Annotated in this window: 27 protein-coding genes and 1 pseudogene; 13 read left to right on the top strand and 15 right to left on the bottom strand. The window is 71.9% G+C overall.

What is annotated here, in order from left to right; translation table 11 throughout:
• Nucleotides 1–39: 39 nt before the first annotated feature.
• From DK389_RS11290 to DK389_RS11255, 8 genes are all read right to left on the bottom strand, one after another.
• A complete protein-coding gene (locus tag DK389_RS11290; RefSeq protein WP_109889630.1) occupies nucleotides 40–882 on the bottom strand; it encodes a ParA family protein in 843 nt (280 codons plus the stop codon).
• Entirely contained in the window at nucleotides 879–1,508 is a 630-nt protein-coding gene (gene rsmG / locus DK389_RS11285) for a 16S rRNA (guanine(527)-N(7))-methyltransferase RsmG (protein ID WP_109889629.1), read from the bottom strand. The genes DK389_RS11290 and rsmG overlap by 4 nt, the downstream gene beginning before the upstream one ends.
• Nucleotides 1,462–3,387, bottom strand: a complete 1,926-nt coding sequence (mnmG, locus tag DK389_RS11280; protein WP_109889627.1) for a tRNA uridine-5-carboxymethylaminomethyl(34) synthesis enzyme MnmG — start codon at nucleotides 3,385–3,387, stop codon at nucleotides 1,462–1,464. The genes rsmG and mnmG overlap by 47 nt, the downstream gene beginning before the upstream one ends.
• A 294-nt stretch (nucleotides 3,388–3,681) precedes the next feature.
• On the bottom strand, nucleotides 3,682–4,935 hold the full coding sequence (gene mnmE / locus DK389_RS11275; RefSeq protein ID WP_109889625.1) for a tRNA uridine-5-carboxymethylaminomethyl(34) synthesis GTPase MnmE: 1,254 nt from the start codon (nucleotides 4,933–4,935) through the stop codon (nucleotides 3,682–3,684).
• Between the two features lie 108 nt (nucleotides 4,936–5,043).
• Nucleotides 5,044–6,387, bottom strand: coding sequence for a transcription termination factor Rho (gene rho, locus DK389_RS11270; RefSeq protein ID WP_194075189.1), 1,344 nt, complete (start codon nucleotides 6,385–6,387; stop codon nucleotides 5,044–5,046).
• A gap of 245 nt (nucleotides 6,388–6,632) precedes the next feature.
• A complete protein-coding gene (locus DK389_RS11265) occupies nucleotides 6,633–7,217 on the bottom strand; it encodes a Smr/MutS family protein (RefSeq protein WP_236960815.1) in 585 nt (194 codons plus the stop codon).
• 67 nt (nucleotides 7,218–7,284) lie between these two features.
• Nucleotides 7,285–8,409: a murein transglycosylase A gene (gene mltA / locus DK389_RS11260; protein ID WP_236960956.1), complete on the bottom strand. Its 1,125-nt coding sequence runs from the start codon at nucleotides 8,407–8,409 to the stop codon at nucleotides 7,285–7,287.
• 139 nt (nucleotides 8,410–8,548) lie between these two features.
• Nucleotides 8,549–9,274, bottom strand: a complete 726-nt coding sequence (locus tag DK389_RS11255; protein ID WP_109889621.1) for a Tim44/TimA family putative adaptor protein — start codon at nucleotides 9,272–9,274, stop codon at nucleotides 8,549–8,551.
• 452 nt (nucleotides 9,275–9,726) lie between these two features.
• On the opposite strand from DK389_RS11255, the gene secB reads away from it, so the two are divergent.
• From secB to DK389_RS11240, 3 genes are all read left to right on the top strand, one after another.
• On the top strand, nucleotides 9,727–10,236 hold the full coding sequence (secB, locus tag DK389_RS11250) for a protein-export chaperone SecB (protein ID WP_109889620.1): 510 nt from the start codon (nucleotides 9,727–9,729) through the stop codon (nucleotides 10,234–10,236).
• Nucleotides 10,237–10,510: 274 nt separating this feature from the next.
• Nucleotides 10,511–11,743 carry an MFS transporter gene (locus DK389_RS11245; RefSeq protein ID WP_109889618.1) on the top strand — a complete coding sequence of 411 codons (1,233 nt, stop codon included), beginning with the start codon at nucleotides 10,511–10,513 and terminating at the stop codon, nucleotides 11,741–11,743.
• Nucleotides 11,744–11,807: 64 nt separating this feature from the next.
• Nucleotides 11,808–12,308: a DUF3429 domain-containing protein gene (locus DK389_RS11240; RefSeq protein ID WP_109889616.1), complete on the top strand. Its 501-nt coding sequence runs from the start codon at nucleotides 11,808–11,810 to the stop codon at nucleotides 12,306–12,308.
• A 169-nt stretch (nucleotides 12,309–12,477) separates the two neighbouring features.
• On the opposite strand, the gene DK389_RS11235 is transcribed toward DK389_RS11240, so the two are convergent.
• Entirely contained in the window at nucleotides 12,478–12,831 is a 354-nt protein-coding gene (locus DK389_RS11235; RefSeq protein ID WP_162560608.1) for a hypothetical protein, read from the bottom strand.
• A 215-nt stretch (nucleotides 12,832–13,046) separates the two neighbouring features.
• Here DK389_RS11235 and hisS point away from each other — a divergent pair, with 215 nt between their 5' ends.
• From hisS to hisG, 3 genes are all read left to right on the top strand, one after another.
• A complete protein-coding gene (gene hisS, locus DK389_RS11230; protein WP_109889613.1) occupies nucleotides 13,047–14,600 on the top strand; it encodes a histidine--tRNA ligase in 1,554 nt (517 codons plus the stop codon).
• A 130-nt stretch (nucleotides 14,601–14,730) separates the two neighbouring features.
• Nucleotides 14,731–15,903 carry an ATP phosphoribosyltransferase regulatory subunit gene (locus DK389_RS11225; protein WP_109889611.1) on the top strand — a complete coding sequence of 391 codons (1,173 nt, stop codon included), beginning with the start codon at nucleotides 14,731–14,733 and terminating at the stop codon, nucleotides 15,901–15,903.
• Nucleotides 15,896–16,879: an ATP phosphoribosyltransferase gene (hisG, locus tag DK389_RS11220; protein WP_109889609.1), complete on the top strand. Its 984-nt coding sequence runs from the start codon at nucleotides 15,896–15,898 to the stop codon at nucleotides 16,877–16,879. Before DK389_RS11225 ends, hisG begins: the two co-directional genes overlap by 8 nt.
• Nucleotides 16,880–16,888: 9 nt before the next feature.
• Here the strand turns inward: hisG and DK389_RS11215 are convergent, their stop codons facing one another.
• The 5 genes from DK389_RS11215 to hemE form a co-directional block, all read right to left on the bottom strand.
• Nucleotides 16,889–17,284 carry an XRE family transcriptional regulator gene (locus DK389_RS11215; protein WP_109889608.1) on the bottom strand — a complete coding sequence of 132 codons (396 nt, stop codon included), beginning with the start codon at nucleotides 17,282–17,284 and terminating at the stop codon, nucleotides 16,889–16,891.
• Entirely contained in the window at nucleotides 17,265–17,651 is a 387-nt protein-coding gene (locus DK389_RS11210) for a type II toxin-antitoxin system RelE/ParE family toxin (RefSeq protein WP_109889606.1), read from the bottom strand. The genes DK389_RS11215 and DK389_RS11210 overlap by 20 nt, the downstream gene beginning before the upstream one ends.
• A gap of 55 nt (nucleotides 17,652–17,706) precedes the next feature.
• Nucleotides 17,707–18,045: a lysozyme inhibitor LprI family protein gene (locus DK389_RS11205; protein ID WP_109889604.1), complete on the bottom strand. Its 339-nt coding sequence runs from the start codon at nucleotides 18,043–18,045 to the stop codon at nucleotides 17,707–17,709.
• 70 nt (nucleotides 18,046–18,115) lie between these two features.
• Nucleotides 18,116–18,553: a protoporphyrinogen oxidase HemJ gene (gene hemJ / locus DK389_RS11200; RefSeq protein WP_109889602.1), complete on the bottom strand. Its 438-nt coding sequence runs from the start codon at nucleotides 18,551–18,553 to the stop codon at nucleotides 18,116–18,118.
• 4 nt (nucleotides 18,554–18,557) lie between these two features.
• Nucleotides 18,558–19,631, bottom strand: coding sequence for a uroporphyrinogen decarboxylase (hemE, locus tag DK389_RS11195; RefSeq protein ID WP_109889601.1), 1,074 nt, complete (start codon nucleotides 19,629–19,631; stop codon nucleotides 18,558–18,560).
• Between the two features lie 499 nt (nucleotides 19,632–20,130).
• On the opposite strand from hemE, the gene DK389_RS11190 reads away from it, so the two are divergent.
• The 6 genes and pseudogenes from DK389_RS11190 (at nucleotide 20,131) to coaE (ending at nucleotide 24,913) form a co-directional block, all read left to right on the top strand.
• Nucleotides 20,131–20,961, top strand: coding sequence for a pyruvate, water dikinase regulatory protein (locus DK389_RS11190; RefSeq protein WP_109889599.1), 831 nt, complete (start codon nucleotides 20,131–20,133; stop codon nucleotides 20,959–20,961).
• A 443-nt stretch (nucleotides 20,962–21,404) separates the two neighbouring features.
• Nucleotides 21,405–21,695, top strand: coding sequence for a hypothetical protein (locus DK389_RS11185; RefSeq protein WP_109889597.1), 291 nt, complete (start codon nucleotides 21,405–21,407; stop codon nucleotides 21,693–21,695).
• Nucleotides 21,696–21,742: 47 nt separating this feature from the next.
• Nucleotides 21,743–22,365, top strand: a pseudogene (locus DK389_RS11180) (Maf family protein).
• A gap of 22 nt (nucleotides 22,366–22,387) precedes the next feature.
• On the top strand, nucleotides 22,388–23,410 hold the full coding sequence (locus tag DK389_RS11175; protein ID WP_109889595.1) for a cation diffusion facilitator family transporter: 1,023 nt from the start codon (nucleotides 22,388–22,390) through the stop codon (nucleotides 23,408–23,410).
• A gap of 37 nt (nucleotides 23,411–23,447) precedes the next feature.
• On the top strand, nucleotides 23,448–24,287 hold the full coding sequence (locus DK389_RS11170) for a shikimate dehydrogenase (protein ID WP_109889593.1): 840 nt from the start codon (nucleotides 23,448–23,450) through the stop codon (nucleotides 24,285–24,287).
• Nucleotides 24,284–24,913, top strand: a complete 630-nt coding sequence (gene coaE, locus DK389_RS11165) for a dephospho-CoA kinase (RefSeq protein ID WP_109889591.1) — start codon at nucleotides 24,284–24,286, stop codon at nucleotides 24,911–24,913. The genes DK389_RS11170 and coaE overlap by 4 nt, the downstream gene beginning before the upstream one ends.
• 37 nt (nucleotides 24,914–24,950) lie before the next feature.
• On the opposite strand, the gene DK389_RS32290 is transcribed toward coaE, so the two are convergent.
• Complete coding sequence (locus DK389_RS32290) at nucleotides 24,951–25,097, bottom strand: hypothetical protein (RefSeq protein ID WP_162560607.1); 147 nt, start codon at nucleotides 25,095–25,097, stop codon at nucleotides 24,951–24,953.
• 45 nt (nucleotides 25,098–25,142) lie between these two features.
• Between DK389_RS32290 and dnaQ the strand changes: the two genes are divergently transcribed.
• On the top strand, nucleotides 25,143–25,868 hold the full coding sequence (gene dnaQ / locus DK389_RS11160) for a DNA polymerase III subunit epsilon (protein ID WP_109889589.1): 726 nt from the start codon (nucleotides 25,143–25,145) through the stop codon (nucleotides 25,866–25,868).
• The last annotated feature ends 41 nt before the right edge of the window (nucleotides 25,869–25,909 follow it).

Raw genomic sequence — 25,909 nt, 5'->3', positions numbered from 1 at the left:
ACTCCGTTACGCTGTTGGTACGCTGAACCGGGCGCCGCGTCAGGCCGCGACGGGAATGCGGCCTTCCCGCTGGATGACCTCGGAGGCGAGGCGCAGATAGGCCTGCGAGCCCGCGCATTTCAGGTCGTAGAGCAGGACCGGCTTCCCGTGCGAGGGCGCCTCGGACACGCGCACGTTGCGGGGGATCATGGTCTCGTAGACCTTCTCGCCCATGAAGCCGCGCACGTCCGCCACCACCTGCGCCGAGAGGTTGTTGCGCGGGTCGAACATGGTGAGCACGATGCCCTGGATGGTCAGGCGCGGATTGAGCGCGCCGCGGACCTGCTCCACCGTGCGCAGGAGCTGGCTCAACCCTTCGAGCGCGAAGAACTCGCATTGCAGCGGCACCAGCACCGCGTCGGCGGCGGCGAGCGCATTGATGGTCAGGAGGTTCAGCGAGGGCGGGCAGTCGATCAGGACGTAGGTGACGCCCTCCGTGCTGGTGCCCGGCGCGTTGATGTCCTTGAGGACATTGCGCAGGCGATGCGACCGGTCGGCGGCGCTCGCCATCTCCAGCTCCAGCCCGAGCAGGTCCATGGTCGAGGGCGCCACCGAGAGGCGCGGCACGGCGGTCGGGATCACGGCCTGGGACAGGGCCGCGTCGCCGGCAAGCACGTGATAGGTCGAGACCCGGCGCTGGCGCCGGTCGATGCCCAGCCCGGTCGAGGCGTTGCCCTGCGGGTCGAGATCGAACACCAGCACGGTCTCGCCGATGGCGGCGAGCGCCGTGCCGAGATTGATCGCCGTCGTGGTCTTGCCGACGCCGCCCTTCTGGTTGGCGAGCGCCAGGATCCGCAGCGGACGCTTGGTCTCGGCGGCGGAGGAGGGGGTATCGCTCGTCATGGCTCCACGCGGTCGAGGGCGGTGACGCGGACGATCCGCGCCGCCGAGTCGGTCTGGCTCGGCAGCAGATCGTAAACGAATCTCCACCGCCGCGCAGCTTCGGTCAATTCGGCCTCGACCTCCCGGCCCTTCGGAAACAGACCGGTGGTGCCCGATTTCAACACCGGCTCGGTCCAGGCCAGCAACTGGTCGAGGGAGGCGAGCGCCCGCGCGCAGACGATCTCGACACCGACGTGATCGGCGATCACCGCCTCGATCCGGGCGTTGCGGACCCGGGCCGGGGCGCCGGTGATGCGGATCGCCTCGGTGAGGAAGGCGCATTTGCGCGCGTTGCTTTCCACGAGATCGACCCGGAATCCGGGCCGTTCGGCACCCGCGATGGCGAGGATCAGGCCGGGAATGCCGGCCCCCGAGCCGAGGTCGAGCCAGGTCCGCGCGTTCGGTGCGAGGGCGAGGAGTTGGAGGGCATCGGCGACGTGGCGCGTCCAGACTTCGGACAGCGTCGCCGGGCCGACGAGGTTCTTTACGCTCTGCCAGCGCTGGAGCTGGCTCACGTAGAGGTCGAGGCGCGTGGCTGTTTCACGTGAAACACCGGCCGCCGTGAGGACACGCTCCCTGTCGGACATCACAATGCCGCCGCGCCGGCGCCCCCCGGCGGGCATGGGCGGCGAGCAGGGTGAGGGCGGCCGGGGTCACGCCCTCGATCCGCGCCGCCTGGCCAAGCGTGCCGGGACGCACCGCCTCGAGCTTTGCGCGCATCTCGTTCGAGAGCCCGGCGATGGCGGCATAGTCGAGACGCTGGGGCAGTGCCACGGCCTCGTCGCGCCGGAAGGCGGCGATGTCGGCCTGTTGCCGGTCGAGATAGACGGCGTAGGTCGCATCCGTCCGCAGCCTGTCGGCGACAAGCGGCGCGACCGCGTCGAGCTCCGGCCAGATCGCCGCGAGCCGCGCCCAATCGATCTCCGGGTAAGAGAGAAGCTGGAAGGCCGAGCGCCGGATGCCGTCGCGGTTGAGGCTGATGCCGTGGCGGCGGGCCTCGTCGGGCGTCAGGGTCAGGGCGTCGAGGCGCGCGCGCGCCGCGCACAACGCCTCCTGCCCGGCCGCGAAATGCTCCGCCCGGCGGGTGCCGACGCAGCCGAGCGCCAGACCGCGCGGGGTCAGCCGCGCGTCGGCGTTGTCGATGCGCAGCGACAGCCGGTATTCCGAGCGCGAGGTGAACATGCGGTAGGGCTCGCTCACCCCGTGGGTGACGAGATCGTCGATCATCACGCCGAGATAGGATTCGGCCCGGTCGAAGATGGCGGGGGCTGAATTCCCGGCGCGGCGCGCCGCGTTGAGACCGGCCACCAGCCCTTGCGCCGCCGCTTCCTCGTAGCCGGTGGTGCCGTTGATCTGGCCAGCGAGGAACAGGCCGGGCAGGCGCCGCGTCTGCAGCGTCGCGTCGAGCTCGCGCGGGTCGACGTAATCGTACTCGATGGCGTAGCCCGGCCGCACGATCGCGGCGCGTTCGAGGCCGGGGATCAGGGCGATGAGGTCGCGCTGCACCGCCTCGGGCAGGGCGGTCGAGATCCCGTTGGGGTAGACGGTCGGGTCGTCGAGACCTTCCGGCTCCAGGAAGATCTGGTGCCCGTCGCGGTCGCCGAAGCGCACCACCTTGTCCTCGATCGAGGGGCAGTAGCGCGGGCCCCGGCTCGCGATGCCGCCCGAGTACATCGGCGAGCGGTGGAGATTGGCGCGGATCAGGTCGTGGACGGCAAGCGTCGTGCGAGTGATGCCGCAGCGGATCTGCGGCGTGGTGATGCGCTCGGTCAGCGTCGAGAACGGCACGGGATCGGCATCCGCCTCCTGCATCTCCAGCCCCGCCCAGTCGATGGTGCGGCCGTCGAGCCGGGGCGGCGTGCCGGTCTTCAGGCGGCCGAGGCCGAAGCCCAGCCGTTCGAGGGTCGCCGCGAGCCCAAGGGCCGGCGCCTCCCCGACGCGGCCCGCCGGCACCTGGACCTCGCCGATATGGATGAGGCCGCGCAGGAACGTGCCGGTGGTGATCACGACGGCGCCGCAGGAGAGGGTGCGCCCGTCGGCGAGCGCGACCCCGGCCACGCGGCCCCCGGCCACGACGAGATCCTCGCAGGCACCCGCGACGACATCGAGGCCGGGGGTCTCTGCCACCGCGGCCTGCATGGCGGCGGCGTAGAGCTTCCGGTCGGCCTGGGTGCGGGGACCGCGCACGGCCGGCCCCTTGCGCCGGTTGAGCAGGCGGAACTGGATGCCGCTCGCATCCGCCACGCGCCCCATCAGCCCGTCAAGGGCATCGACCTCCCGGACGAGATGACCCTTGCCGAGGCCGCCGATCGCCGGATTGCAGGACATGGCGCCGATCGTCGCCGGGTCGTGCGTCACGAGCGCTGTGCGGGCGCCGAACCGCGCCGCAGCGGCTGCCGCCTCGACGCCGGCATGGCCGCCGCCGACGACGACGACGTCGTAGGATGAGGAAGAGATGTCGCGCATGGGCGGTGATTACGCGCGCGACGGGATTTCCGTCAACGCGCCGTCTCACCGCTCCCAGCGTGATGGCGGTTCCGCCCCACCTCTCCCGCGCGGGAGTGGTCGAGTCCGCGGCACGCCGACCGGGTGTCGGGTGCGACCTCTCCGGAAGGACTTGGATCCGTCACCCTGTCCCTATCCCGAACAGGAGAGGGAACCCGCGCCCGAGCCGTTCCACGCAGTGCTGAAGCATCGGGCAGAAGGCGCACTAAACTATTGATAGAAAATAACTTTCAAAAATCACTTGCCGATGCAAAATCACTTGCCGATGCAGAAGCCGGCGAACAGGCGGTCCAGCATCTCCTCGACCCCGACATGGCCGCCGACCTCGCCGAGGGCGCGCACCGCGAGGCGCAGATCCTCGGCGACGAGTTCGGGAAGCGGCGCGCCGGCCACCACCCGGTCGAGGCTCGCGACGCAGCGGGTGAGGGCGTCCCGGTGCCGCTCGCGGGTGATGAGGGCGTCGCCGCCGCCGAGATCGGCCCGAGCACGGGCCTCGATCGCGTCGAGCAGATGGTCGAGGCCCCGTCCGGTCACGGCGGAGACGGCAAGGCCCGCCCCGCCCGCCTCCGCCAGATCCGCCTTGGTCGTCACGAGGAGGCCGCTCGGGCCGCCGTCCGACCGCTCGCGCGCCGGCTCGTCCGCGGCCGAGAGATGCAGCACGAGGTCGGCGCTCGCCATCCGGGCACGGGTGCGCCGGATGCCCTCGGCCTCGACGCGATCCTCCGTCTCGCGCAAGCCCGCCGTGTCGACGAGGAGGATTGGCAGGCCGCCGAGATCGCAGCGGACCTCGATCGCGTCGCGGGTGGTGCCCGGCATGTCGGAGACGATCGCCGCCTCGCGCCGGCTCAGCGCGTTGAGGAGGGTGGACTTGCCGGCATTCGGCGGGCCGGCGAGCACCACGCAGAACCCCTCGCGCAGCCGCTCGCCGCGGCGGTCGTCGTGGAGCGCGGCGGCGATCTCGTCGCGGAGGGCGGAGGCCTTGCCGAGGAGGGCCGCGTCGAGCCCCGCCGCGTCGACGTCGCCCTCGTCGGAGAAGTCGAGGGCGGCCTCGGCGCCCGCGAGGCATTCGATCGCCCGGGTCCGCCACTCGGCCACCTGGCGGCCAAGCGCTCCGTCGAGCTGGCGGAGCGCCTGACGCCGCTGCGCCTCGGTCTCCGCGTCGATGAGATCGCCGATGCCCTCGGCCTCGGTGAGGCCGAGGCGCCCGTGATCGACGGCGCGGCGGGTGAAGGCACCGGGCTCGGCCGCCCGGCATCCGGGAAAGGCGGAGAGCGCCCGGATCACGCCCGCGCGCACGGCGAGGCCGCCGTGGAGGTGGAGTTCCGCCATGTCCTCGCCCGTGTAGGTCGCCGGGCCCGGCAGCCACGCGACGAGGGCGCGGTCGAGGATCTCTCCCGTGTCCGGATCGCGCAGGGTTCTGAGGCTGAGGCGCCGCGGCGGCGGGCAGGTGCCCGCGAGCGCGCTCAGCAGGGACTCGCAGGCCGGGCCGGTGAGCCGGATGACGGCGATGGCCGCCCGGCCGAAGCCGCTCGCGGGGGCGAAGAGGGTGGGGGGCTCGCCATGCGGGCGCGCGTCCGGCGAGGGCGGGGCCGCGCCGGGCGCGGCCCGCGCGGGCTCTCAGGTGTTCATCGAGTCGAAGAAGTCGCCGTTGCTCTTCGTCTGGCGCAGCTTGTCGAGCAGGAACTCGATCGCGTCGGTGACGCCCATCGGGTTGAGGATGCGGCGCAGCACGTAGGTCTTCTTGAGCGCGTCCGGCGGCACCAGGAGCTCCTCCTTGCGGGTGCCGGAGCGGGTGATGTCGATGGCCGGGAAGATGCGCTTGTCGGAGACCTTGCGGTCCAGGATGATCTCGGAATTGCCGGTGCCCTTGAACTCCTCGAAGATCACCTCGTCCATGCGCGAGCCGGTGTCGATCAGCGCGGTCGCGATGATGGTGAGCGAGCCGCCCTCCTCGATGTTGCGGGCCGCGCCGAAGAAGCGCTTCGGGCGCTGCAGGGCGTTGGCGTCGACGCCGCCCGTCAGCACCTTGCCGGAGGAGGGCACCACCGTGTTGTAGGCGCGGCCGAGGCGGGTGATCGAGTCGAGCAGGATGACGACGTCGCGCCCGTGCTCGACGAGGCGCTTGGCCTTCTCGATCACCATCTCGGCCACCTGCACGTGGCGGGTCGCCGGCTCGTCGAAGGTCGAGGCGATGACCTCGCCCTTCACCGAGCGCTGCATGTCGGTCACCTCCTCGGGCCGCTCGTCGATGAGCAGCACGATGAGGTAGCATTCGGGGTGGTTGAGGGTGATCGACTGGGCGATGTTCTGCATCAGCACGGTCTTGCCCGTGCGGGGCGGCGCCACGATCAGCGCGCGCTGGCCCTTCCCGATCGGCGCGACGATGTCGATGATGCGCGGCGAGAAATCCTTCTTGGTCGGGTTGTCCAGCTCGAGCTTGAACCGCTTCGTCGGGAAGAGCGGCGTCAGGTTGTCGAAATGGACCTTGTGCTTGATCTTCTCCGGGTTCTCGAAGTTGATCGTGTTGACCTTGAGGAGCGCGAAGTAGCGCTCGCCGTCCTTGGGCCCGCGGATCGGGCCCTCGACGGTGTCGCCGGTGCGCAGGCCGAAGCGGCGGATCTGGGTCGGCGAGATGTAGATGTCGTCCGGGCCCGGCAGGTAGTTCGAGTCGTTCGAGCGCAGGAAGCCGAAGCCGTCCTGCAGCACCTCGACGGTGCCGGAGCCGATGATCTCGACCTCCTTGGCAGCGAGCTGCTTCAGGATGGCGAACATCAGCTCCTGCTTGCGCATGGTCGAGGCGTTCTCGACCTCGACCTCCTCGGCGAAGGCGATCAGGTCGGTCGGCGTCTTCGACTTGAGGTCCTGGAGCTTGATCTCACGGATGCCGTCGAGATCGGCAGCGGCGATGCTGCCATCGGTCGGCAGGTCCGCGGTGGCGAGGACATCGGGGGTTTGCGTCATGTGGAGCGATAGACCGGCAAAGGGGGACGTTGACGGGACGGGAATGATGTTTCGCGCCGGGCGCCGCGGGGGCGCCAACAAGTCAGGTCACGCAGTGTTTGGTGGCCCCGAGCATCGACTTGGCTGAGCCCACGCGGCTCACGGATGCGGTACGGCGCTTGTAGGAGGGCACCTGTCCATACCGCGTTTCGTGGTCGGGCTCAAGTCCCGCTCGGGGCCGCCGGCTGCCGGTCGCGGACGGCCCGTCAGCGCCGGCGCAACCGGACGTAGAGGGCGCCTTCCCCACCGTGATGGCGCGCCGCCGCCTCGAAGCCCAGCACGATGCCGCGCAGATCCGGTCCGCGCAGCCAGTGGGGCACGCTCCGGCGCAGCACGCCGCGCTCCGAGAAGGCGTCGTCGAAGGACGGCCCGCCCTTGCCCGTCACGACGAGGACGTGGGCGTGGCCGGCCGCCCGGCAGCGCATCAGGAAGCCGACGAGGGCCGCGTGCGCCTCGGCCTGATAGAGCCCGTGCAGGTCGATCCGGGCCTCGACGGGCAGCGTGCCGCGCTTGAGGCCGATGCGGGCGCGCCGCTCCAGGCCGCCGGTCGCCGGGGGCGGCACGGGCGGGGGCGCCTGGTAGGGCGGCATCGTCGGCGCGGCGAGCCGGGCGGAGGGACGAACCGAGGCCCCTGGCACCGGGCCCTCCCGGACCGGAACGTTCGCCGGCGGTTTCACGGCCACCTTGCCCACGGGCTTGGCCACGGATTTGGCGGGCTTGGCCACAGGTTTGGCCGTGGCGGCCTCCGGCTCCGGGAGCTTCGGCCGCGCCCGCCCGCGCAAGGGGGTCACGAGCCGCGCGATCTCGTTCCAGAGGCGGCTCTCCGCCTCGGTGAGCGCACGGGTGCGCCGGGCGGTCTCATGGCGTGGCCGGCTTCGGCAGCAGCACCACGAAGCCCACCGCGTCGCGCAGGTTGCCGGCCGCCACCCCGGCCTCGGCGCCGGTGCCGAGATAGAGATCGCCCCGCGCCGGCCCGACGATCGCCGAGCCCGTATCGGCCGCGACGACGAGGCGGCCCGCCTCGGCAGCACCGCCCGGCAGGCGCCCCTCCAGCCAGAAGGGCAGGCCGTAGCGCCAGAGGTTGGCGTCGACGGCGAGGCTGCGCCCGGGCGAGAGCGGCGCGCCGGCGGCTCCCGGCGGCCCGAGCGCGGCATCCTCCACCGCCGCGAGGCGGAAGAAGATGTAGGAGGCGTTCTTCCGCATCAGGCGGCGCCCGTCCGCCGGGTTGTCGCGCAGCCAGGCCGTCCAGCGGGCGAGCGTCAGGCCCTCCAGCGGCAGCCGGCCCTCCGCCACGATCAGCTTGGCGACCGAGGTGTAGGGGCGGCCGTTGCGCCCGTCGTAGAGCACCCGGACGGAGCGCCCGTCCGGCAGCCGCACCCGCCCCGAGCCCTGCACCTGCAGCACGAACAGGTCGACCGCGTCGCGCAGGTAGAGGAGGGGCCTGCCCCGCTCGGCCAGGGCGCCGTCCTCGATCGCGGCCCGGTCCGGATAGGGCTCGAAGCCGTCCCCGACGGCGCGGGCAGCGCGGAGCGCCGGGTCGAGGCCCGGCCGGGTCTCGCCCGGCTCGAAGCTCACGAGGTCGTCCGGCCGCGCGAGGACCGGGGCGGTGTGGTTCGGATCCGGTGTGAGCGAGCCCACGAGTTCCGGCTCGAAATAGCCGGTGAGGAAGCCCGCGCGCCGCTCCGGGTTCGTCCCGTCGGCAGGCCGCACCACCCGGTAGGCCTCGAAGCGTCCCGCGAAGAAGGCGCCGGCCGCCTCGGGAGCCACGCTCTGCGCCGCGTCGCAGGCCGCCGCGAGATCCCCGGCCCGGCCCGCCACGGCGGCGAGCTGGAGGGCCGGATTGCCGGCGCAGGTGCGGCGGAAGGCGTCGAGGGCGGCGGCCGGATCGGCGCCGGGGAAGCCGGGCAGGGCATCGGCCGCGACGGGCTCCAGCACGGCGTCGCCGACGCGCGTCGGCCCGGCGGGCGCATCGCCGACGCGCAACGGCTCGGCCGCGCGGGCGGCCGAGCCGGCATGTGGGCAGGACTGGGCGAAGGACAGGGACAGGATCGCGGCCGCGAGCGCGGCCCCGGTCCGGGCCGCGCGGCGTCCTACCGTTTCGTCACGCACGGCATCAGCAGGATCAGTTGCCGGCCTCGGTGGCGACGAGCTGCCAGTTCGGGTCGCGGCTGCCGAGGGTGCGGGCGAAGGTCCAGACATCGGGCACCTCGACCACGGTCTCGGCGCTGCCGTCGACGACGGCGCCCTCGGCGTTGCGGGTCGCCGTGATCAGGTTCGAGAGGAAGCGCACGGTGATCTGGGCGACGCGGTTGCGCACGTCGACCGCGACGATCTCGGCCTTGTCGATCGAGACGAAGGTGGTCTCGACGGTCTGGCGGTTGCGCTCGCGCTCGCCGATGGCCCGCTCGAAGCCCTCGCCCACCTCGCGGGAGAGGAGCGTGCGCAGGGTCTTGCGGTCGCCCTTGGCGAAGGCGATGACGATGGTCTCGTAGGCGGATTTGGCGCCGTCCACGAAGGCGCGCGGATCGAAGGCCGGCTCGATCTGCACGACCTGCTCCAGGCCGCGGGCGACCGCCGAACCCGGCTCCGCGATGCCGCGCCAGTCCCGCACCTCGGCGACGGCAGCCTGACCCCGGTCGGCCGGCTGCGCCCGGTCGGCGCCCGGCAGGCGCACGACGTTGTCGCCCTCCTGGCGGCCGGCCGGCGGCTCGGTGCGGCTGCGGTCGAGCGGCTTGAAGGGCGAGCGCTCCGCGCCGGTCTTCTGGCCGAGCACGGAGCGGAGGCGCCAGATCACGAAGACCGCGAGAGCCAGAAAGATCAGGGTCGTAATATCGAAGGAATCCTGCATCACCGATCCGATGGTGGCCGCCGCACCGCTTGCCAGAGGGTCCGTCCGTTCGCCGCACGCCCCTTCATGCCCGTCATGACGCACCGCGAGCAAGGCGAAGGTGAGGCCGCCGGCCGGGCCTGAATGTCATGTCGGGCTCTTAACGGACCCCTGCGCAAGGATCGAGCCGGAGTTTGAAGGTCCGATCCGCATGATCGGGCATATGGGGCGTCGTGCCGGAGGGTTCCAGGCGCGCCGGCGCACGATCTGCGGGACCTGCACGCAGGCGTGGTGTCGCGCCGGCATCCCGGCCCGCGCCCGCCCCCGCGTCTTGCTTGTTCCCGCCGGGCGGGCATGTTAGCGCGCTCCCGCACCGGCTTCGCGGGACCCGGGCTCGCCGTAACCCGCGACCCGCCAGCGACGGCACCGGGATCCCGGCCGCTCCAGACGATCTTCGAGGAGGATGAACCGCCATGGCCGACTCTCCGGCACCGAACGGCAACGGTGGCGCCACGGCGCAGGCCGACAACGCGCCCGCGATCAACGCGCTGGCCCAGTACGCCAAGGACCTGTCGTTCGAGAACCCGAATGCGCCGCGCTCGCTGCAGCCGCAGGAGGGCCAGGGCCCGCAGATCAACATCCAGGTCAACGTCAACGCCCAGCAGCTCGCGGAGGCCGATTTCGAGGTCGAGCTGACGCTGGAGGGCGACGCCAAGATCAACAACGAGGTGCTGTTCGCCTTCGACCTGAAGTACGCCGGCATCTTCCGCATGCGCAACATCCCGCAGGACCAGCTCCATCCGGCGGTGATGATCGAGTGCCCGCGCCTGCTCTTCCCCTTCGCGCGTCAGATCGTCGCCGAGGCGGTGCGCAACGGCGGTTTCCCGCCCCTCTACATCGATCCGATCGATTTCGTCGGCCTCTACCGCCAGAAGGCGATGGAAGCGCAGGGCCAGCAGGCCGGCGGCCCCCTGGACGCCTGAGCTCCGCCGCGGCCCCCGGAACGCAGCCCGGCCGGATCGAGCGCGGGTCCCCTCTCCCGTTCGGGAGAGGGTCGGGGGTGACGGGTACAGGTCTTTCCGGAAAGCTCGCACCCCTCACCCGGTCGGCTTCGCCGACTCGACCTCTCCCGAACGGGAGAGGTGGGGGCACGATCACAGGAAAACGCCCGCGCGCGGGATCCATCTGGCCAGGCTTGCGCATTGAGGGGGGCGCGGCGCCGTCGCCGTCGCCGTCCCACCGCCAGTTTCCGGATTCATGAACGCCACCACCCATCTCGGCCTCATCAACGTCTTCATCGGTGACATTCAGGGCGGCCTCGGGCCGTTTCTCGGCACCTGGCTCGCGGAGACCGGCTCGTGGAGCCCGGCCCGGGTCGGCTTCGTCACCACCCTCGTCGGCATCGGCACCCTCTTCCTCAGCGGGCCCTTCGGCGCCCTCGTCGACCGGCTCGGGCGGCCGCGCCTCCTGATCGGGGCCGCCTGCGCGGCGATCCTCGCCGGGACGCTGCTGCTGCTGCCGGCCCGGGCCTTCGGAACCGTGTTCGCGGCCCAGCTCCTCGCGGCGGCGGGCGGCACCCTGCTCCTGCCCGCGGTGACGGCCCTGACCCTCGGCATCGTCGGCAAGGACAGATTCCCGAAGCAGCAGGGCCGCAACCAGGCCTACAACCACGTCGGCATACTGATCGCGGCCGGGCTCATCAGCGTCGGCACGCCCTATCTCGGGCCGGCGGTCGCCTTCTGGGTGCTCGGCGCGATGGCGGTGCTCGCCATCGTCGCCACCGCGACGACGCCCGGCCATTGCTACAGCGAGCGCCGGGCGGTCGGCTGGAAGGAGGACGATCCGGACGACCATCCCGAGCGGGCGGGCATCCGCAGCGTGCTGTCGAGCCGCAAGCTGATGGTGCTGGCGCTGGCGCTCGCCCTGTTCAACCTCGGCAACGGCGGCATGCTGACCCTGCTCGGCCAGAAGCTCGTCGCCACCGCGGCCGACGCCACGAGCTGGACCGCGCGCTACGTCATGGTGGCCCAGCTCGTGATGATCCCGGTCGCCCTGTTCGCCGGCTCGCTCGCCGACAAGCGCGGACGCCGCAAGCTCCTCCTGGTCGCCTTCGCGGTCCTGCCGGTGCGGGCCGCGCTCTCCGGCTTCATCGACGATCCGCTCTGGCTGATCTCGGCGGAGATCCTCGACGGCGTCGCCTCCGGCATCGTCGGCGTCGCGGTGCCGGTCGTGGTGGCCGACCTGACCTGGGGCTCGGGCCGGACCCAGACGGCGCTCGGCACCGTCAACGCCGTGCAGGGGATCGGCGGGGCGCTCTCCGCCTGGTACGGGGGCCTCGCCCAGTCCTTCCTCGGCTGGACCGGCGCGTTCCTGGCGCTCGGCGCCCCGGCCCTTGTGGCGCTCGCCCTCGTGATCTGGCTCGACGCCACCACCGAGCCCGGCCGCCGCTCCCGCCGCCGCGAGGCCCGTGCCGCCCTGCAGGCGGCCTGAGCCCCCGGGAACCGGCGCGACCCGCGCCGGTTCCCCGTGCGGATCGGCCCTTGCGGGAGAGAGGATGCGGCAGGACGCGACCGGACGCACCGTCACGGCCCACGAACCGCGCGAGACGCCGTGGCTCAGCGTGGTCCTCGGCTACGGGCCGATGCTGCCGATCCTCGCGGGTGCGGCCGCCGCCTGGGCGCTGCCGGGCGAGGCCGGCCGCCTCGCCGGCACGCTCGCAATCCTCTGGGCGAACGCGATCCTGCTGTTCCTGTCGGGCGTGCGCCGCGGTGTCTCCTTCCGCACCGAAGGGGGCCCGACCGCGATGCAGATCGGCACCATGATGCTCCTGTTCAGCCTCGGCTTCGCGGCGCTCGCCGCGCTGCAGTTCGGGCGGGAAACGGGGGCGATCGCCCTCCTCGTCCTCGGCTTCGGCGCGGTGGCGGTGCTCGACCCGATCGCGGCGGCCCGCGGCGAGGCGCCCCTGTTCTTCGCCCGCCTGCGCCCGCTCCAGATCCCCATCGGCCTCGCCGGCCTCCTGGGGCTCCTCACGCTGAAGCTCTCCGGCGGGTCGTGATCAGCGCGGGTCCCCTCTCGTTCCGAGAGAGACAGGGTGAGAGATACAGGTTCTTCCGGACAGGTCGCATCCCTCACCCGGTCCGCGTGCCGCGGACTCGACCTCTCCCGAACGGGAGAGGTGGGCGGCGCGGCATACCCTTCGCGGATCGCCGGCATGAGGATGAGCGTCAGAGCGTCCTGATCTGCCCCAGGGCATCCTCGGTATATTCGATCTCGCCGTCCCAGTATCGGGTGAGAACGTCGATGTTCTTCTCGATCCAGGCTTCGAGGAGCTTTTCCTCGTGCGGAGGTAGCCTGCGCCCGTCCGTATGCCGGCAGGGGCGTGCCGCGTAGGATCCCATCTCGTCGGCGCGCACCTTCGCGCTCGCGGAAACCTTGACCCGTACGTCGTGCCGGGCCCCATCCTTCTGCGAGATGAAGACCACGAACGGCAGGCCGGTTCTCTCGCTGCGCAGGTTCGCCATCCCGAACGTGGCCTGTCCTTGTCGGGCATGATCGGACGAGACGGGATGAAAATTCACGCTGACCTCCGCCGCTGTCCCTCAGGCGCGGAAGCCTACACGCGTCATCCGCCCGTGTCGCATCACGAATCGGATCCACCCGGCCTCCGGGATCCTGCAGGCCGGCGTGAGCCGAGCAACGAGACAAGAGCACGGCCCCCTGCGCTTGCCGCCTCCCCCGCGCGCGTTAGAGCCCGGCGGAATCCCGCGGCGCGAGCACGAAGCGAAACCGAGCCATGTCCAAGGCGGAGAAGGTCAAGGCCGAGACGGTCAAGGCCGACACCCTCAAGCCGCGCCTGCCCCGCGGCCTCCTCGACCGGCGCGCCGACGAGATCGCGGCGCAGGGCCGGATGCTGGAGGTGATCCGCGACACCTTCACGCTCTACGGCTTCGAGGCGCTGGAGACGCCGTTCATCGAGTACACCGAGGCGCTCGGCAAGTTCCTGCCCGACCTCGACCGGCCGAACGAGGGCGTGTTCTCCTTCCAGGACGACGACGAATCCTGGCTGTCCCTGCGCTACGACCTCACGGCGCCGCTCGCCCGCTTCGTCGCCGAGAATTTCGACGCGCTCCCGAAGCCCTACCGGAGCTTCCGCGCCGGATACGTCTTCCGCAACGAGAAGCCGGGGCCGGGGCGCTTCCGCCAGTTCATGCAATTCGACGCCGACATCGTCGGGGCGGGCTCCGTCGCGGCCGATGCCGAGATCTGCATGATGGCCGCCGACACCCTCGACCGGCTGGGGCTGAAGGGCCAGTACCTCATCAAGGTGAACAACCGGAAGGTGCTCGACGGGATGATGGAGGCGATCGGGCTCGCTGGCGAGGAGCAGGCCGGGCGCCGCCTCACCGTGCTGCGCGCCATCGACAAGCTCGACCGACTCGGGCCCGACGGGGTGCGCCTCCTGCTCGGCCCCGGCCGCAAGGACGAGAGCGGCGACTTCACCAAGGGCGCGGGGCTCGACGAGGCCGCCATCGAGCGCATCCTCGCCTACGTCTCGTTCCAGGCCTCCCCCAGCGACGGGGGCGACCGGGTGCATTTCTGGGAGCAGTTCTTCCGCTCCTGGAGCGACGTGGTCGGCGAGTCCGAGACGGGACGCGAGGGCATCGCGGAACTCCACGCCATCATGCGGCTCTGCGCGGCCGCCGGCTACGGCCACGACCAGATCCGGGCGGACCCGTCCGTGGTGCGCGGCCTCGAATACTACACCGGCCCGGTCTACGAGGCGGAGCTGACCTTCCCCGTCACCAACGAGGAGGGCCAGGTGGTGCGCTTCGGCTCGGTGGCGGGCGGCGGGCGCTACGACGGGCTCGTCGGGCGCTTCCGGGCGGAGCCCGTGCCGGCGACGGGCTTCTCGATCGGCGTCTCGCGCCTGTTCTCGGCGCTGCAGCTCGTGCGGAGCCCGCTGGTCCGGGGCGCGGAGAGCCCCGGCCCCGTGGTGGTCCTCGTCCTCGACCGGGAATGCATCGCCGATTACCAGCGCCTCGTGGCGGCCCTGCGCGGGGCCGGCATCCGGGCCGAGCTCTACCTCGGCGGCGCCGGCATGAAGGCGCAGATGAAATACGCCGACCGCCGCCGCGCGCCGGTGGCGATCATCCAGGGCTCGAACGAGCGCGAGGCCGGCGAGGTCCAGATCAAGGACCTGATCGAGGGGGCCAAGGCCGCCGAGAGCATCGCCAGCAACGCGGAGTGGAAGGCGGCGCGCCCGGCGCAATTCTCGGTGCCGGAGGGCGAGCTGGTCGAGCGGGTGCGCGCGGTGCTGGCGCGCCACTTCCCGCAGCCGGGGCCTTGAGCGCGGATCTTACGCTCTCGGCAATCATCCCGGGCGGTTGCGGTCGCCAAGCGTCGCCAAGCGTCGCTAAGTGTCGCCAAGTTCGGCCCCGGTTGCTAGAGAGCCGGTCGACAGCGAGCGGGTTACCATCATGATGCGAGCGGAGGCAGGCGGCCCGGCGGGCACCCACGAGGCGCAGGCGCGGCTCTCGGCGCATCTCGCCGCGGCGGGCTACCGCGCGGTGACGCCGCCGGTGCTCCAGCCCGTCGAGCCCTTCCTCGAACTCTCCGGCGAGGACATCCGCCGCCGCATCTTCGTTACCCAGGACGAGGCGGGCGCGGAACTCTGCCTGCGGCCCGAATTCACGATTCCCGTCTGCCGCCTGCACCGGGCGCTCGCGGACGGGCAGGCCGCCGATTACAGCTATCTCGGCCCCGTCTTCCGCCTGGGCGGACGGGAGCCCGACGAGTTCCTGCAGGCCGGCATCGAGTCGATCGGGCGGACCGACACGCCGGCCGCCGACGCCGAGGTGCTCGGCCTCGCCCTCGAAGGTCTGGCGCTGCTCGGCCGCCCGGACGCGGAGGTCCGGCTCGGCGACATGGGGCTCACCGTGGCGCTCCTCGACGGGCTCGGCGTGCCGCCGGCCGCCAAGCGCCGCACGCTGCGCGCGCTCGCCGCCGGCCGCGGCCTCGACGGGGTGATGAACACGGCCCAGAGCGAGGACCGGCACGCGGGGCTCCTCGCCACCATCCAGGGCCAGGATCCGAAGGGCGTGCGGGCCTTCGTGGAGGACGTGCTCTCGATCGCCGGCATCTCGGCGGTGGGCGGGCGCAGCGCCGGCGAGATCGCCGAGCGCTTCCTCGCCAAGGCCGCCGCGCAGGCCAATGGCGGGGCCGGCCTCAACGCCGAGAACCGCGCGGTCATCGAGCGCTACCGGGCGATCTCGGGCGATCCGGACGCGGCGGCGCGCGACCTGCGGGCGCTCGCCGACGAGGCCGGGCTCCTGCGCCACGCGCCCTTCGCGGGCGCGCTCGCCCTGTTCGAGGAGCGCACCGGCTTCATGGCGGCCCGCGGCCTGCCGGTCGAGCGCTTCCGCTTCGCGGGAAGCTTCGCCCGCAACCTCGACTATTATACGGGCTTCATCTTCGAGGTGACGGCGCCCGCCGGGGGCGAACGGCCCGGGCCCGTCCTCGTCGGCGGCGGCCGCTACGACGGCCTCCTCAGCCATCTCGGCAGCCCGGCGCCGCTCCCGGCCGTCGGCTGCGCCTTCTGGCTCGACCGCGCCGCCCGCAACGCCTCTTCCAGCGAGACGCCCGATGCCTGAGACCGATGGGGCCCTCGTCCTCGCCGTGCCCTCGAAGGGCCGGCTGCAGGAGAACGCCGCCGCCTTCTTCGCCCGGGCCGGCCTGAAGCTCGCGCAGGGGGCCGGCGCGCGGGATTACCGCGGCAAGCTCGTCGGCGTGCCCGGCGTCGAGGTGCGCTACCTCTCGGCCTCCGAGATCGCGGGCCAGCTCGCGAGCGGGGCCGCCCATCTCGGCATCACCGGCGAGGACCTGATCCGCGAGACCCTGCCGGACGCTCGCGGCCGGGTCGAGCTCCTGACGCCGCTCGGCTTCGGCCAGGCGACGGTGGTGGTGGCGGTGCCTCAGGCCTGGATCGACGTCCGCGCCATGGGTGACCTCGACGAGGTGGCCGCCGAGATGCGGGCCCATCACGGAAGGCGGCTGCGCATCGCCACGAAATACGTGAACCTGACGCGCCGCTTCTTCGCCGAGAAGGGCGTCGCCGATTACCGCATCGTCGAGAGCCTCGGCGCCACCGAGGGCGCGCCCGCAGCGGGCTCGGCCGAGATCGTCGTGGACATCACGACGACGGGGGCGACGCTCCAGGCCAACGCCCTGAAGATCCTCGACGACGGGATCATCCTGCGTTCCGAGGCGAACCTCGTCGCCTCCCTGCGGGCGGCCTGGGGCGAGAGCCAGCGGACGGCTTTGCGCGCCGTGCTCGGCCGCATCGCTGCCGAGGAGCGCGCCCGCACCACCCGCGAGGTGCGGGCGGGCCTGCCGGAGAGCGGCGCCATCGACCTCGCGACGATCGCCGGCCTCCACGAGGCGGAATTGCCCTACGGCGCCCCGCGGGGCCCGGACGGCGAGATCGTGCTGCGCTGCCCGGCCGACGCGGTCTTCGCCCTCTCCGACGCCCTGGTCCAGGCCGGCGCCCGCTCGGTCACGGTGCGCCGCATCGACTACGCCTTCGCGGCCGAGAACCCGCTCGCGGAGCGCCTGCTGGCGCGGTTGTGAAGGTGACGGCTACCGGCCCTCGGGCTTGGCCTTCGCGCGGGGACGACGCCCCGTAGCCTTCGCGCCGCTTCCTGCTCTCGCCTTCGCCGCCGTCATGTCCCCGAGAGTTTCGAGGCGGACCGGCGCATGCGCGGGAAGACGCACGATCAGTTCGAGTTGCCCGCCGACCGCCTCCACGTAGCTCCGAAGGGTCGACAGATACATGTCGGCCTGCTTCTCGATCTTGGAGACGGAGGGCTGCTTGATCTGGAGCGCCGACGCGATCTCGGCCTGCGCCCGTCCGGCCAAGCGGCGCAGCTCGCCGAGGCTCTCGACCTCGTCCTTCAAGCGCTGAAACCGGGCTTCGACGGCGTCGCGCCGCTCCTCCGGCAGCGCGGCGATCACGTCATCGAGATTGCGGCCCATCGCCGTCTCCCTTCGCGTCCGCTAAGCCGTCGAGATGGGCCCGATAGCGCCCATCGGCCTTGGCGATCAGGGTCTTGTAGAACCGCTGCTCGCCGAGTCCCGCCTTGTCGCCGGCGACGAGCAGGATCGCCTTCCGCCGCGGATCGAACGCGAAGGCCACGCGCCAGACCCCGTCGTCTGCGGAGAAGCGCAGCTTCTTCATGTTCGCGAAGGAGGACCCGTTCAGCGTGTCGACGTGCGGACGCCCGAGCTGCGGGCCGAACGCGGCGAGGAGCTTGGCCGATGCCAGCAATTCATCCTGCACCGGTCGCGGCAACGCTTCGAACTCCGCATCGAATGCGTCCCCGAAGGCGACATCCCAGCTCATATATAGCCTTCAAGCTATGTTCGTCCAGCCACCGGAACCGTCAGGCGACGCTCGCTCACGGCCCCTGCTTGGCGAATTCCGAGAAGACCGCCCGCAGGGTCTTCAGCCGGCCTGCATAGGCCTCCCGCAGGCAGGCGGCATCGGCCCCGCAGGCGCGGCGTTCGGTGAGCCAGGTCTCCTGGTCGTCCCGCAGCTTGCCGCGCCCGCCCATCGGCAGGAGCTCCTTCAGGATCGCGAAGCGCACCGCCATCTCGACGTCGAGGTCGTTGAGCGCCCGGTCGGCGCAGACCGCCTTCTCGTCGGCGGCCTGCACGCCCTCGCAGGGGAAGCTCGCCGCGCGGGCGGGCCCCGCGGCGAGGAGGAGGACCAGGGCGGCGGCCGGAACGCGGAGCATGGCGGGTCTCCTCTCGGGGCGCGGGCGAGATCCCGTCGTCACGGGTTCCCGGCCGCATCCCGTCGAGTGTTCACCATCCGAAGCTCGGTTTCACCACCGCCAGGATCACGATCGCGATCATCAGGAGCGTCGGGACCTCGTTGACGATCCGGTAGAAGCGGTGGTCCCGCCGGTTCCGGTCGGCGGCGAAGTCCTTGACCATGCGGGCGAACCAGCCGTGCATGCCCGACATCGCGAGGACGAGCAGGAACTTCGCCTGCAGCCAGCCCGCGGCGTAGAGGCCGCTCATCCAGGCGAGGCTCAGGCCGAAGATCCAGGTCGCGATCATGGCGGGCGTCATGATCGCCTTGAGGAGGCGGCGCTCCATCACCTTGAAGGTCTCGGATTGCGCGCCCGAGCCCGGCGGCAACGCGGCGTGGTAGACGAAGAGCCGGGGCAGGTAGAGCATCGCCGCCATCCAGGCGATCAGCGCGATGACGTGGCCGGCCTTGATCCAGGCGTAGAGCATCGGCTCAGGCGCCCCGCAGCCGGGCGAGCATCCGCTCCACATGGGCGACGGGCGTCTGCGGCGTGATGCCGTGGCCGAGGTTGAAGATGTGCGGCAGGCCCCGCGTCGCTTCGAGCACCGCGTCGACCGCTTCGTCGAGCGCCTCCCCGCCCTCGATCAGGATGTCCGGATGCAGGTTTCCCTGCGTCACGGTGCTCGCCGGCAGGCGCCGGCGCAGTTCCGCGAGGTCGACCGCCCAATCGACGCCGACGGCGTCGGCGCCCGTCTCCGGGACGACGCGGGCATGGCCGTCGAGGCCCGAGCCGCGGGCGAAGACGATGATCCTGGCGCCGGGCACCTCGGCGCGGATCCCCTCGATCATCCGGGATATCGGCCGGAACGACCAGCGAGCGAGCGGGTCCGCCCCGTCCGAGCCCGCCTCCGGCAGGGTGCCGGCATGCGATTCGAAGATCTGCACGGCGTCGGCGCCGGCCCGGAGCTGGCGCACGAGGTACTCCGTCTGCACGGCGACCAGCCGGTCGATCAGCGCGTTGAGGAGGGCGGGGTCGGCCTTCGCGAGCGCCCGGGCGGGGGCGAGGTCCGGCGTGCCGCGCCCACCGATCATGTAGCTCGCCACCGTCCAGGGCGCGCCGCAGAAGCCGAGCAGCGTGGTCTCGGCGGGCAGTTCGCGGCGCAGGCGCGCCACGGTCTCGAAGACGGGGGCGAGATGGTCGAACACGGCCGGGTCCTCGGCCGCCCGCAGCCGCTCGAACTCCGCCCGCCCGTGCAAGGGATCGAGCCGCGGCCCCTCCCCTTCCACGAAGCGCACGTCCTGGCCGAGCGCGTGGGGCACGACGAGGATGTCCGAGAACAGGATCGACGCCTCGAAGCCGAAGCGGCGGATCGGCTGCAGGGTCACCTCGACGGCGAAATCCGGGCTGTAGCAGAGGTCGAGGAAGGAGCCGGCCTGCGCCCGCGTCGCGCGATATTCCGGCAGGTAGCGACCGGCCTGGCGCATCATCCAGGCCGGCGGCGGCGAGAGCGCCTCGCCCGAGAGCACGCGCAGGACCTTGCGGTCCACCTGGTTCACCTCGGCCATGCCGTCTCCCCCGCATCCCTCTCCGCGTCGATCCGCGGGAGGCGCTGTCCGTTCCGAAAACCCCTTGGGGAGGCCGGTCGCTCGACCGCGACCTGTCCGTCCCCACCCCGGCTCTCTTCAGAGAAGAGAGATTCTAGGACTCTGTTTTTTCTCTTGGAGGCTGGATCGCGGGATCGCAACCGCGTCCACAGGCCGTCCCCGCCGCCACGGCGTTAAGGGAGCTTTAACAGATTGGGTCCAATGTCTGCGATAGGGCAGTCTCGCCAGCGGCTTGGATCGCGGGGCGGGCCTTGCTGCCGACGGATGTCCCGGATTCTCCCATCGGGCCCGATTCCGCGCGCCCTCATGACGCTGTGTTGACGGCGGAGTCGACGGTTCCGGGGCGGCTCGCGCTGGACCGTGGCGGCGGGCCGCCTTATCCACACTCATCGACTCCCTGACGGCGCGCGGTGGACAAGGCCCGATTCCAGCCTCCTCGCCCGGAGGAGACCGGGACCGGATGAGCCGCAGCTACTTTCACCTTCACCTCGTCTCGGACTCGACCGGCGAGACGCTGATCAATGTCGGGCGCGCGGCCGCCGCCCAGTACGAGGGCGTCTCGGCGATCGAGCACGTCTACCCGCTCGTGCGCTCCGGCCCGCAGCTGGAGCGGGTCATCTCCGAGATCGAGGCGGCGCCGGGCCTCGTCCTCTTCACCCTGGTCGCGCACGAACTCGTCGACCGGCTGGAGGCCGCCTGCCGCGAGACGGGCTCGCCCTGCCTCTCCGTGCTGCAGCCGGTCCACGCCCTGCTGCAATCCTATCTCGGGGCCCAGACGACGGCCCGGCCCGGCGCCCAGCACATGCTGAACGCGGAGTATTTCAAGCGCATCGACGCGATGAACTTCACGCTTGCCCACGACGACGGCAACCTGCCGGAGAACCTGGAGGAAGCCGACGTCGTGCTGATCGGGGTGAGCCGCACCTCGAAGACGCCGACCTCGATCTACCTCGCCAATCGCGGGCTGAAGACCACCAACATCCCTCTCGTCCCCGGCATGCCGCTGCCGCCGGCGCTGGAGCAGGTGAAGCGGCCCCTCGTGGTCGGCCTCATCGCCAGTCCCGAGCGCATCGTGCAGATCCGCCAGAACCGGCTCCTCAGCCTGAAGGCCGACGATTCCTCCCTCTACGTCGACCGCGACGCCGTGGCCGACGAGGTCGCGACCTCCCGCCGGCTCTGCGCCAAGCACCGCTGGCCGACGATCGACGTCACCCGCCGCTCCATCGAGGAGACCGCGGCCGCGATCCTTGACCTCTACCGCGAGCACCGCCTGCGCTTCATCGCGAGCTGAGGGGAGGCGCGCCGCACCCCCTCTCGCGTTCGGGAGAGGGTTGGGGCGAGGGATGCGACCTTTCCGGAAAGACCTGATCCCTCACCCGGTGCGCTGACGCGCACGCGACCTCTCCCGAACGGGAAAGGTGGGAGGCGCGGGTCCCCTCTCCCGTTCGGGAGAGGGACAGGGTGAGGGGTGCAAGGCTTCCGGAGAGGTCGCACCCCTCACCCGCTGCGCCGCCACGCATGCGACCTCTCCCGGGCGGGAGGGGCGGGGCTCCGCGCCGACGCGCGGGGCTCGATCGCGGGTGCCGCAACCCCGAAGGCCGGTCTCAAATGATGTTGTCGTGCGGGTCCGCACATCAGTATCCCTGGCGCCGGCCGCCGACGGAATCAGTCACGGCGCGGCCATATTCGCTCCCGAACACGGGTCCGGCCCGACACGAGCAGGAGCCTCAGACGATGAGCCCGAGCCTGAACGACGCGATCTCCCACGGCGCCCTCGCCTTCCGGCAGGCGGTCCCGACCCACGGCTGCGGCGGCTTTCCCGCCGCGCTCCGCGACGTCACCGAGGCCCGCCGCGCGGTCGAGCGGGAGCGCCTGCCGCTGATCCGCTCCAACGCCGCCTGGCTCGCGGTCTACAACCGGCTCCTCGTCGCGCAGGCGAGCGGCACCGAGGCCGACATCGAGGCCGCGCGCCAAGCCCTCGCGGCGGCGCTGGAGACCGATTCCACGCCGCAGCGGGCGGCCTGACCGCCCGAGCCTTGCGGGGGCCGGCCCGATCGGTGACAGGTCAGGGGATGGATCACGCTCCCACCGCCTGGGCCCTCCCCGCCCCTCTCCTCCTCGCCTCGACCAGCGCGACGCGCCGCCTCCTCCTGGAGAGCGCGGCGCTTCCCGTCGAGACGGAGCGGCCCGGCGTCGACGAGCGCGCCGTCGAGCGGGAGGCCGCCGGCCTCGCGCCGGCCGCGCTCGCGCGGCGCCTCGCCGAGGCGAAATGCGCTGCCGTCGCCGCCCGGCACCCGGACCGGATCGTCGTCGGCGCCGATCAGGTGCTGGACCTCGACGGCGAGGTCTTCCACAAGCCCGCCGATCCTGCGGGCGCCCACGCCCAGCTCGGCCGCCTCGCCGGCCGCAGCCACGCCCTCCATGCCGCGGTGGCGATCGGCGTTGGGAGCCGCGTCGCCGAGAGCTTCGTCGAGACGGCGCGGCTGACGCTGCGCCCCTCGATGCCGCGGCGATCGCGGCCTATGTGGAGCTGGCCGGCGCGGAGCGCGTGACCGCGAGCGTCGGCGCCTACCAACTCGAGGGGCTCGGCATCCACCTGTTCTCCGAGATCGCGGGCGACCACAGCACGATCCTCGGCCTGCCGCTCCTGCCCCTCCTCGCCCGCCTGCGCGAGCGCGGGTGCCTGCGCCTGTGAGCCTGCTTCGAGGATCCCGGACGTGACCGGACACGCACACGAACCCGGCCCCTCCGGCCATGATCGCGATCTACGCGGGGCGGCGCACGATCATGATCCCTCGGGCCACGACCATGATCGCGATCATCACAACCACAAGCATGGGCACGGCCACGGTCACGTCCACGCGCCGAAGGATTTCGGGCGGGCCTTCGCCATCGGCATCGGCCTGAACGCGGCCTTCGTCGTCGTCGAGGCGGGCTACGGCTTCGCCGCCAACGCCATGTCCCTGGTGGCCGATGCGGGGCACAACCTGTCGGACGTTCTCGGCCTCCTCGTCGCCTGGGTCGCCTCCGTGCTGGTCCGGCGCCGGGCCAGCGCGCGCTACACCTACGGGTTGCGCGGCTCCTCGATCCTGGCCGCCCTGTTCAACGCCGTCTTCCTGCTCGTCGCCACCGGGGCGATCCTGTGGGAGGCGCTCACCCGCCTCGTCCACCCCGAGCCCGTGGCGGGGCTGACCGTGATGGTGGTGGCCGGGATCGGCATCCTGGTGAACGGGTGCACGGCCTGGCTGTTCGCCGCGGGGGCCAAGGGCGACATCAACATCCGCGGCGCCTTCCTGCACATGGCCGCCGACGCCGCAGTCTCGGCCGGCGTCGTCGCGGCCGGCCTCCTGATCTGGCTCACCGGCCTCGACTGGATCGACCCCCTCGTCAGCCTCGGCATCGCCGGGCTGATCGTCTGGGCCTCCTGGGGCCTGCTCACCGAGAGCGTCGCCATGGCGCTGTCGGCGGTGCCCCCCGGCATCGAGCCGGAGCGGGTGCGGGACTACCTGCGCGGGCAGGCCGGCGTCGCCGACCTGCACGACCTCCACATCTGGCCGATGAGCACGACCGAGGTGGCGCTGACCGCACATCTTGTGATGGTAGAGGGGCACCCTGGCAACGGCTTCCTCCGGGAGGTCGCGGGGGAGTTGCACGCCCGCTTCGGCATCGCCCACGCCACCCTGCAGATCGAGGAGGCGGGCGGTCCGCCCTGCCTGATCGCGCAGGATTGCGCCGTGTGATACGCCCCCCGCTCCAACCCGAGATCCACGGTCCCGCATGAAGAAGGCCTTCGTCGTCGGCCACCCGATCGCCCATTCGCGCTCGCCGCTGATCCACAACCACTGGCTGGGCGTCCACGGCATCGCCGGCTCCTACGAGCGCCTCGACGTCACCCCCGACGCCTTTCCGGATTTCGTGCGCGCCCTGCCCGCGTCGGGCTTCGCCGGCGGCAACGTCACCATTCCCCACAAGGAGGCGGCCTTCCGCCTCGCTGACGAACTGACGCCACGGGCCGAGCGGATCGGCGCCGTCAACACCCTCGTCGTCGGCGCGAACGGGCGGATCCGGGGCGACAATACGGACGCGCCGGGCTTCATCGCCCATCTCGACCAGAGCCTCGGCGGCGACTGGCCGGAACGCACGGGCGGCACCGCCCTGGTGCTGGGCGCCGGGGGCGCGGCCCGCGCCGTCGTCGTCGGCCTCGCCGAGCGCGGGCTTCGTCGCATCCTCATCGCCAACCGGACGCCGGAGCGCGCCGCCGCCCTCGTCCCGCTCGCGCCCGGCGCGGCCGAATCCGTCGCCTGGGACGACCTGCCCGGTCTCCTCCCGGGGACGGGCCTCCTCGTGAACACGACCTCCCTCGGCATGACGGGGCACCCACCCCTCGACCTCGACCTCGCCCCCCTCTCCGCCCGGGCGGCGGTCGCCGACATCGTCTACGCACCCCTGGAGACGCCGCTCCTGGCCGCCGCCCGCGCCCGGGATCTCGCCGCGGTGGACGGGCTCGGCATGCTGCTGCACCAGGCGGTGCCGGGCTTCGAGGCGTGGTTCGGGCTGCGGCCGGCGGTCACCGACGACCTGCGCGCCCGCATCGTCGCGGATCTGCGGCCGGCATGAGCGCCGAGATGCCCCGCGTCCGGCCCTTCGTCCTCGGCCTCACCGGCTCGATCGGCATGGGCAAGTCCGCCACCGCCGCGATGTTTGCCGAGTGCGGCGTACCGGTCCACGACGCGGACGCCGCCGTCCACGCCCTCTACGGGCCCGAAGGCGCTGCCGGCCCCGCGATCGGGCAGGCGTTTCCGGGCACGGTCGGCCCGGACGGCGCCGTCGACCGGGCGGCCCTGCGCGCGGCGGTGATCGGGCATCCGGACCGGCTCGCCCGGCTCGAATCCATCGTGCATCCCCTCGTCCGGGCGGCGGAGGCCGACTTCCTGCGCCGCCACGCGGAGGCGCCCCTCGTCCTCCTCGACATCCCCCTCCTCTACGAGACGGACGGCGCAGCGCGCTGCGACGCCGTCCTGGTGGTGACGGCGCCGCCCGAGGTGCAGCGCGCCCGCGTCCTGGCCCGCCCCGGCCTGTCGGAGACGGATTTCGAGGCGATCCGCGCCAAGCAGATGCCGGATGCCGAGAAGCGGGCCCGGGCCGATTTCGTGATCGACACGAGCCACGGCTTCGCGCACGCGAAAGAGGCGGTGGAACGCATCGTCGCGCGCGTGGGAAGGGACCGGGACACAGCCGGTTGATGCCCGGCGGCGGTTCAGGACGCGCCTTTCCGACATGTCAGAAGGCGAGACGCCCGAGGAAGCTCTGCACAACGTCCGCTTCGCCATCGAATCCGGGATTGAGGTGGCGCGGGAACTCCGACATCCAGTTCCGGATCCGCCACGCCATCGCGAGCGGGCGGCCGGTTAACTCTGGCTTAGCCACTACTTGGCTCCTCTCAAGTTGCCGCCGATAGCCCCAGGACCCGACATGCTCCGCGAGATCGTCCTCGACACCGAGACCACCGGCACCGACGCCAAGGGCGGCGACCGGCTGATCGAGATCGGCTGCGTCGAACTCGTCAACCACATCCAGACCGGCCGTACCTTCCACCGCTACATCAACCCGCAACGGGCGGTGTCCGAGGGCGCCTTCGCGGTCCATGGCCTGTCCGACGCCTTCCTCGCCGACAAGCCGGTCTTCGCCGATGTCGTGGACGCGTTTCGCGACTTCTGCGGCGACGGCCGGCTCGTGATCCACAACGCGCCCTTCGACGTCGGCTTCCTCAACGCCGAGTTCGCGCGCTTCGGCGCCGCCGCTCCGCCCGCCATCGATCTGGAGGCGGTCGTCGACACCCTGATCATGGCCCGGCGCAAGCATCCGGGCGCGGCCAACAATCTCGACGCCCTCTGCAATCGCTACGGCATCGACACGACGCGGCGCACCAAGCACGGGGCGCTCCTCGACGCGCAGATCCTGGCCGAGGTCTACATCGAGCTCCTCGGCGGCAAGCAGACGAGCCTCGGCCTCGGAATGGTCGAGGTGAAGGAGGCGGTGGCCGTCGAGGAGGAGGGCGGCGAGCCGGTCACCGTCGGGGTACGCAAGGTGCGGTCCCGTCTTACGCCGGAGGAGCAGGCGCGTCACGAGGCCTTCCTGGCCGGCCTAGGGGCCCAGGCGATCTGGCGCGACTACCTCGGCGAGGAGGGCAGCGCCTGACGCGTGTTTTGCGTCGCAACAAATAATCCATTGCATCGCAC

Origin of the sequence: Methylobacterium durans, from assembly GCF_003173715.1 — a bacterium.
Lineage (GTDB): Bacteria > Pseudomonadota > Alphaproteobacteria > Rhizobiales > Beijerinckiaceae > Methylobacterium > Methylobacterium durans.
The sequence above is the reverse complement of the archived record's forward strand: the minus strand, read 5'-3'. Positions and strand labels throughout refer to the sequence as shown.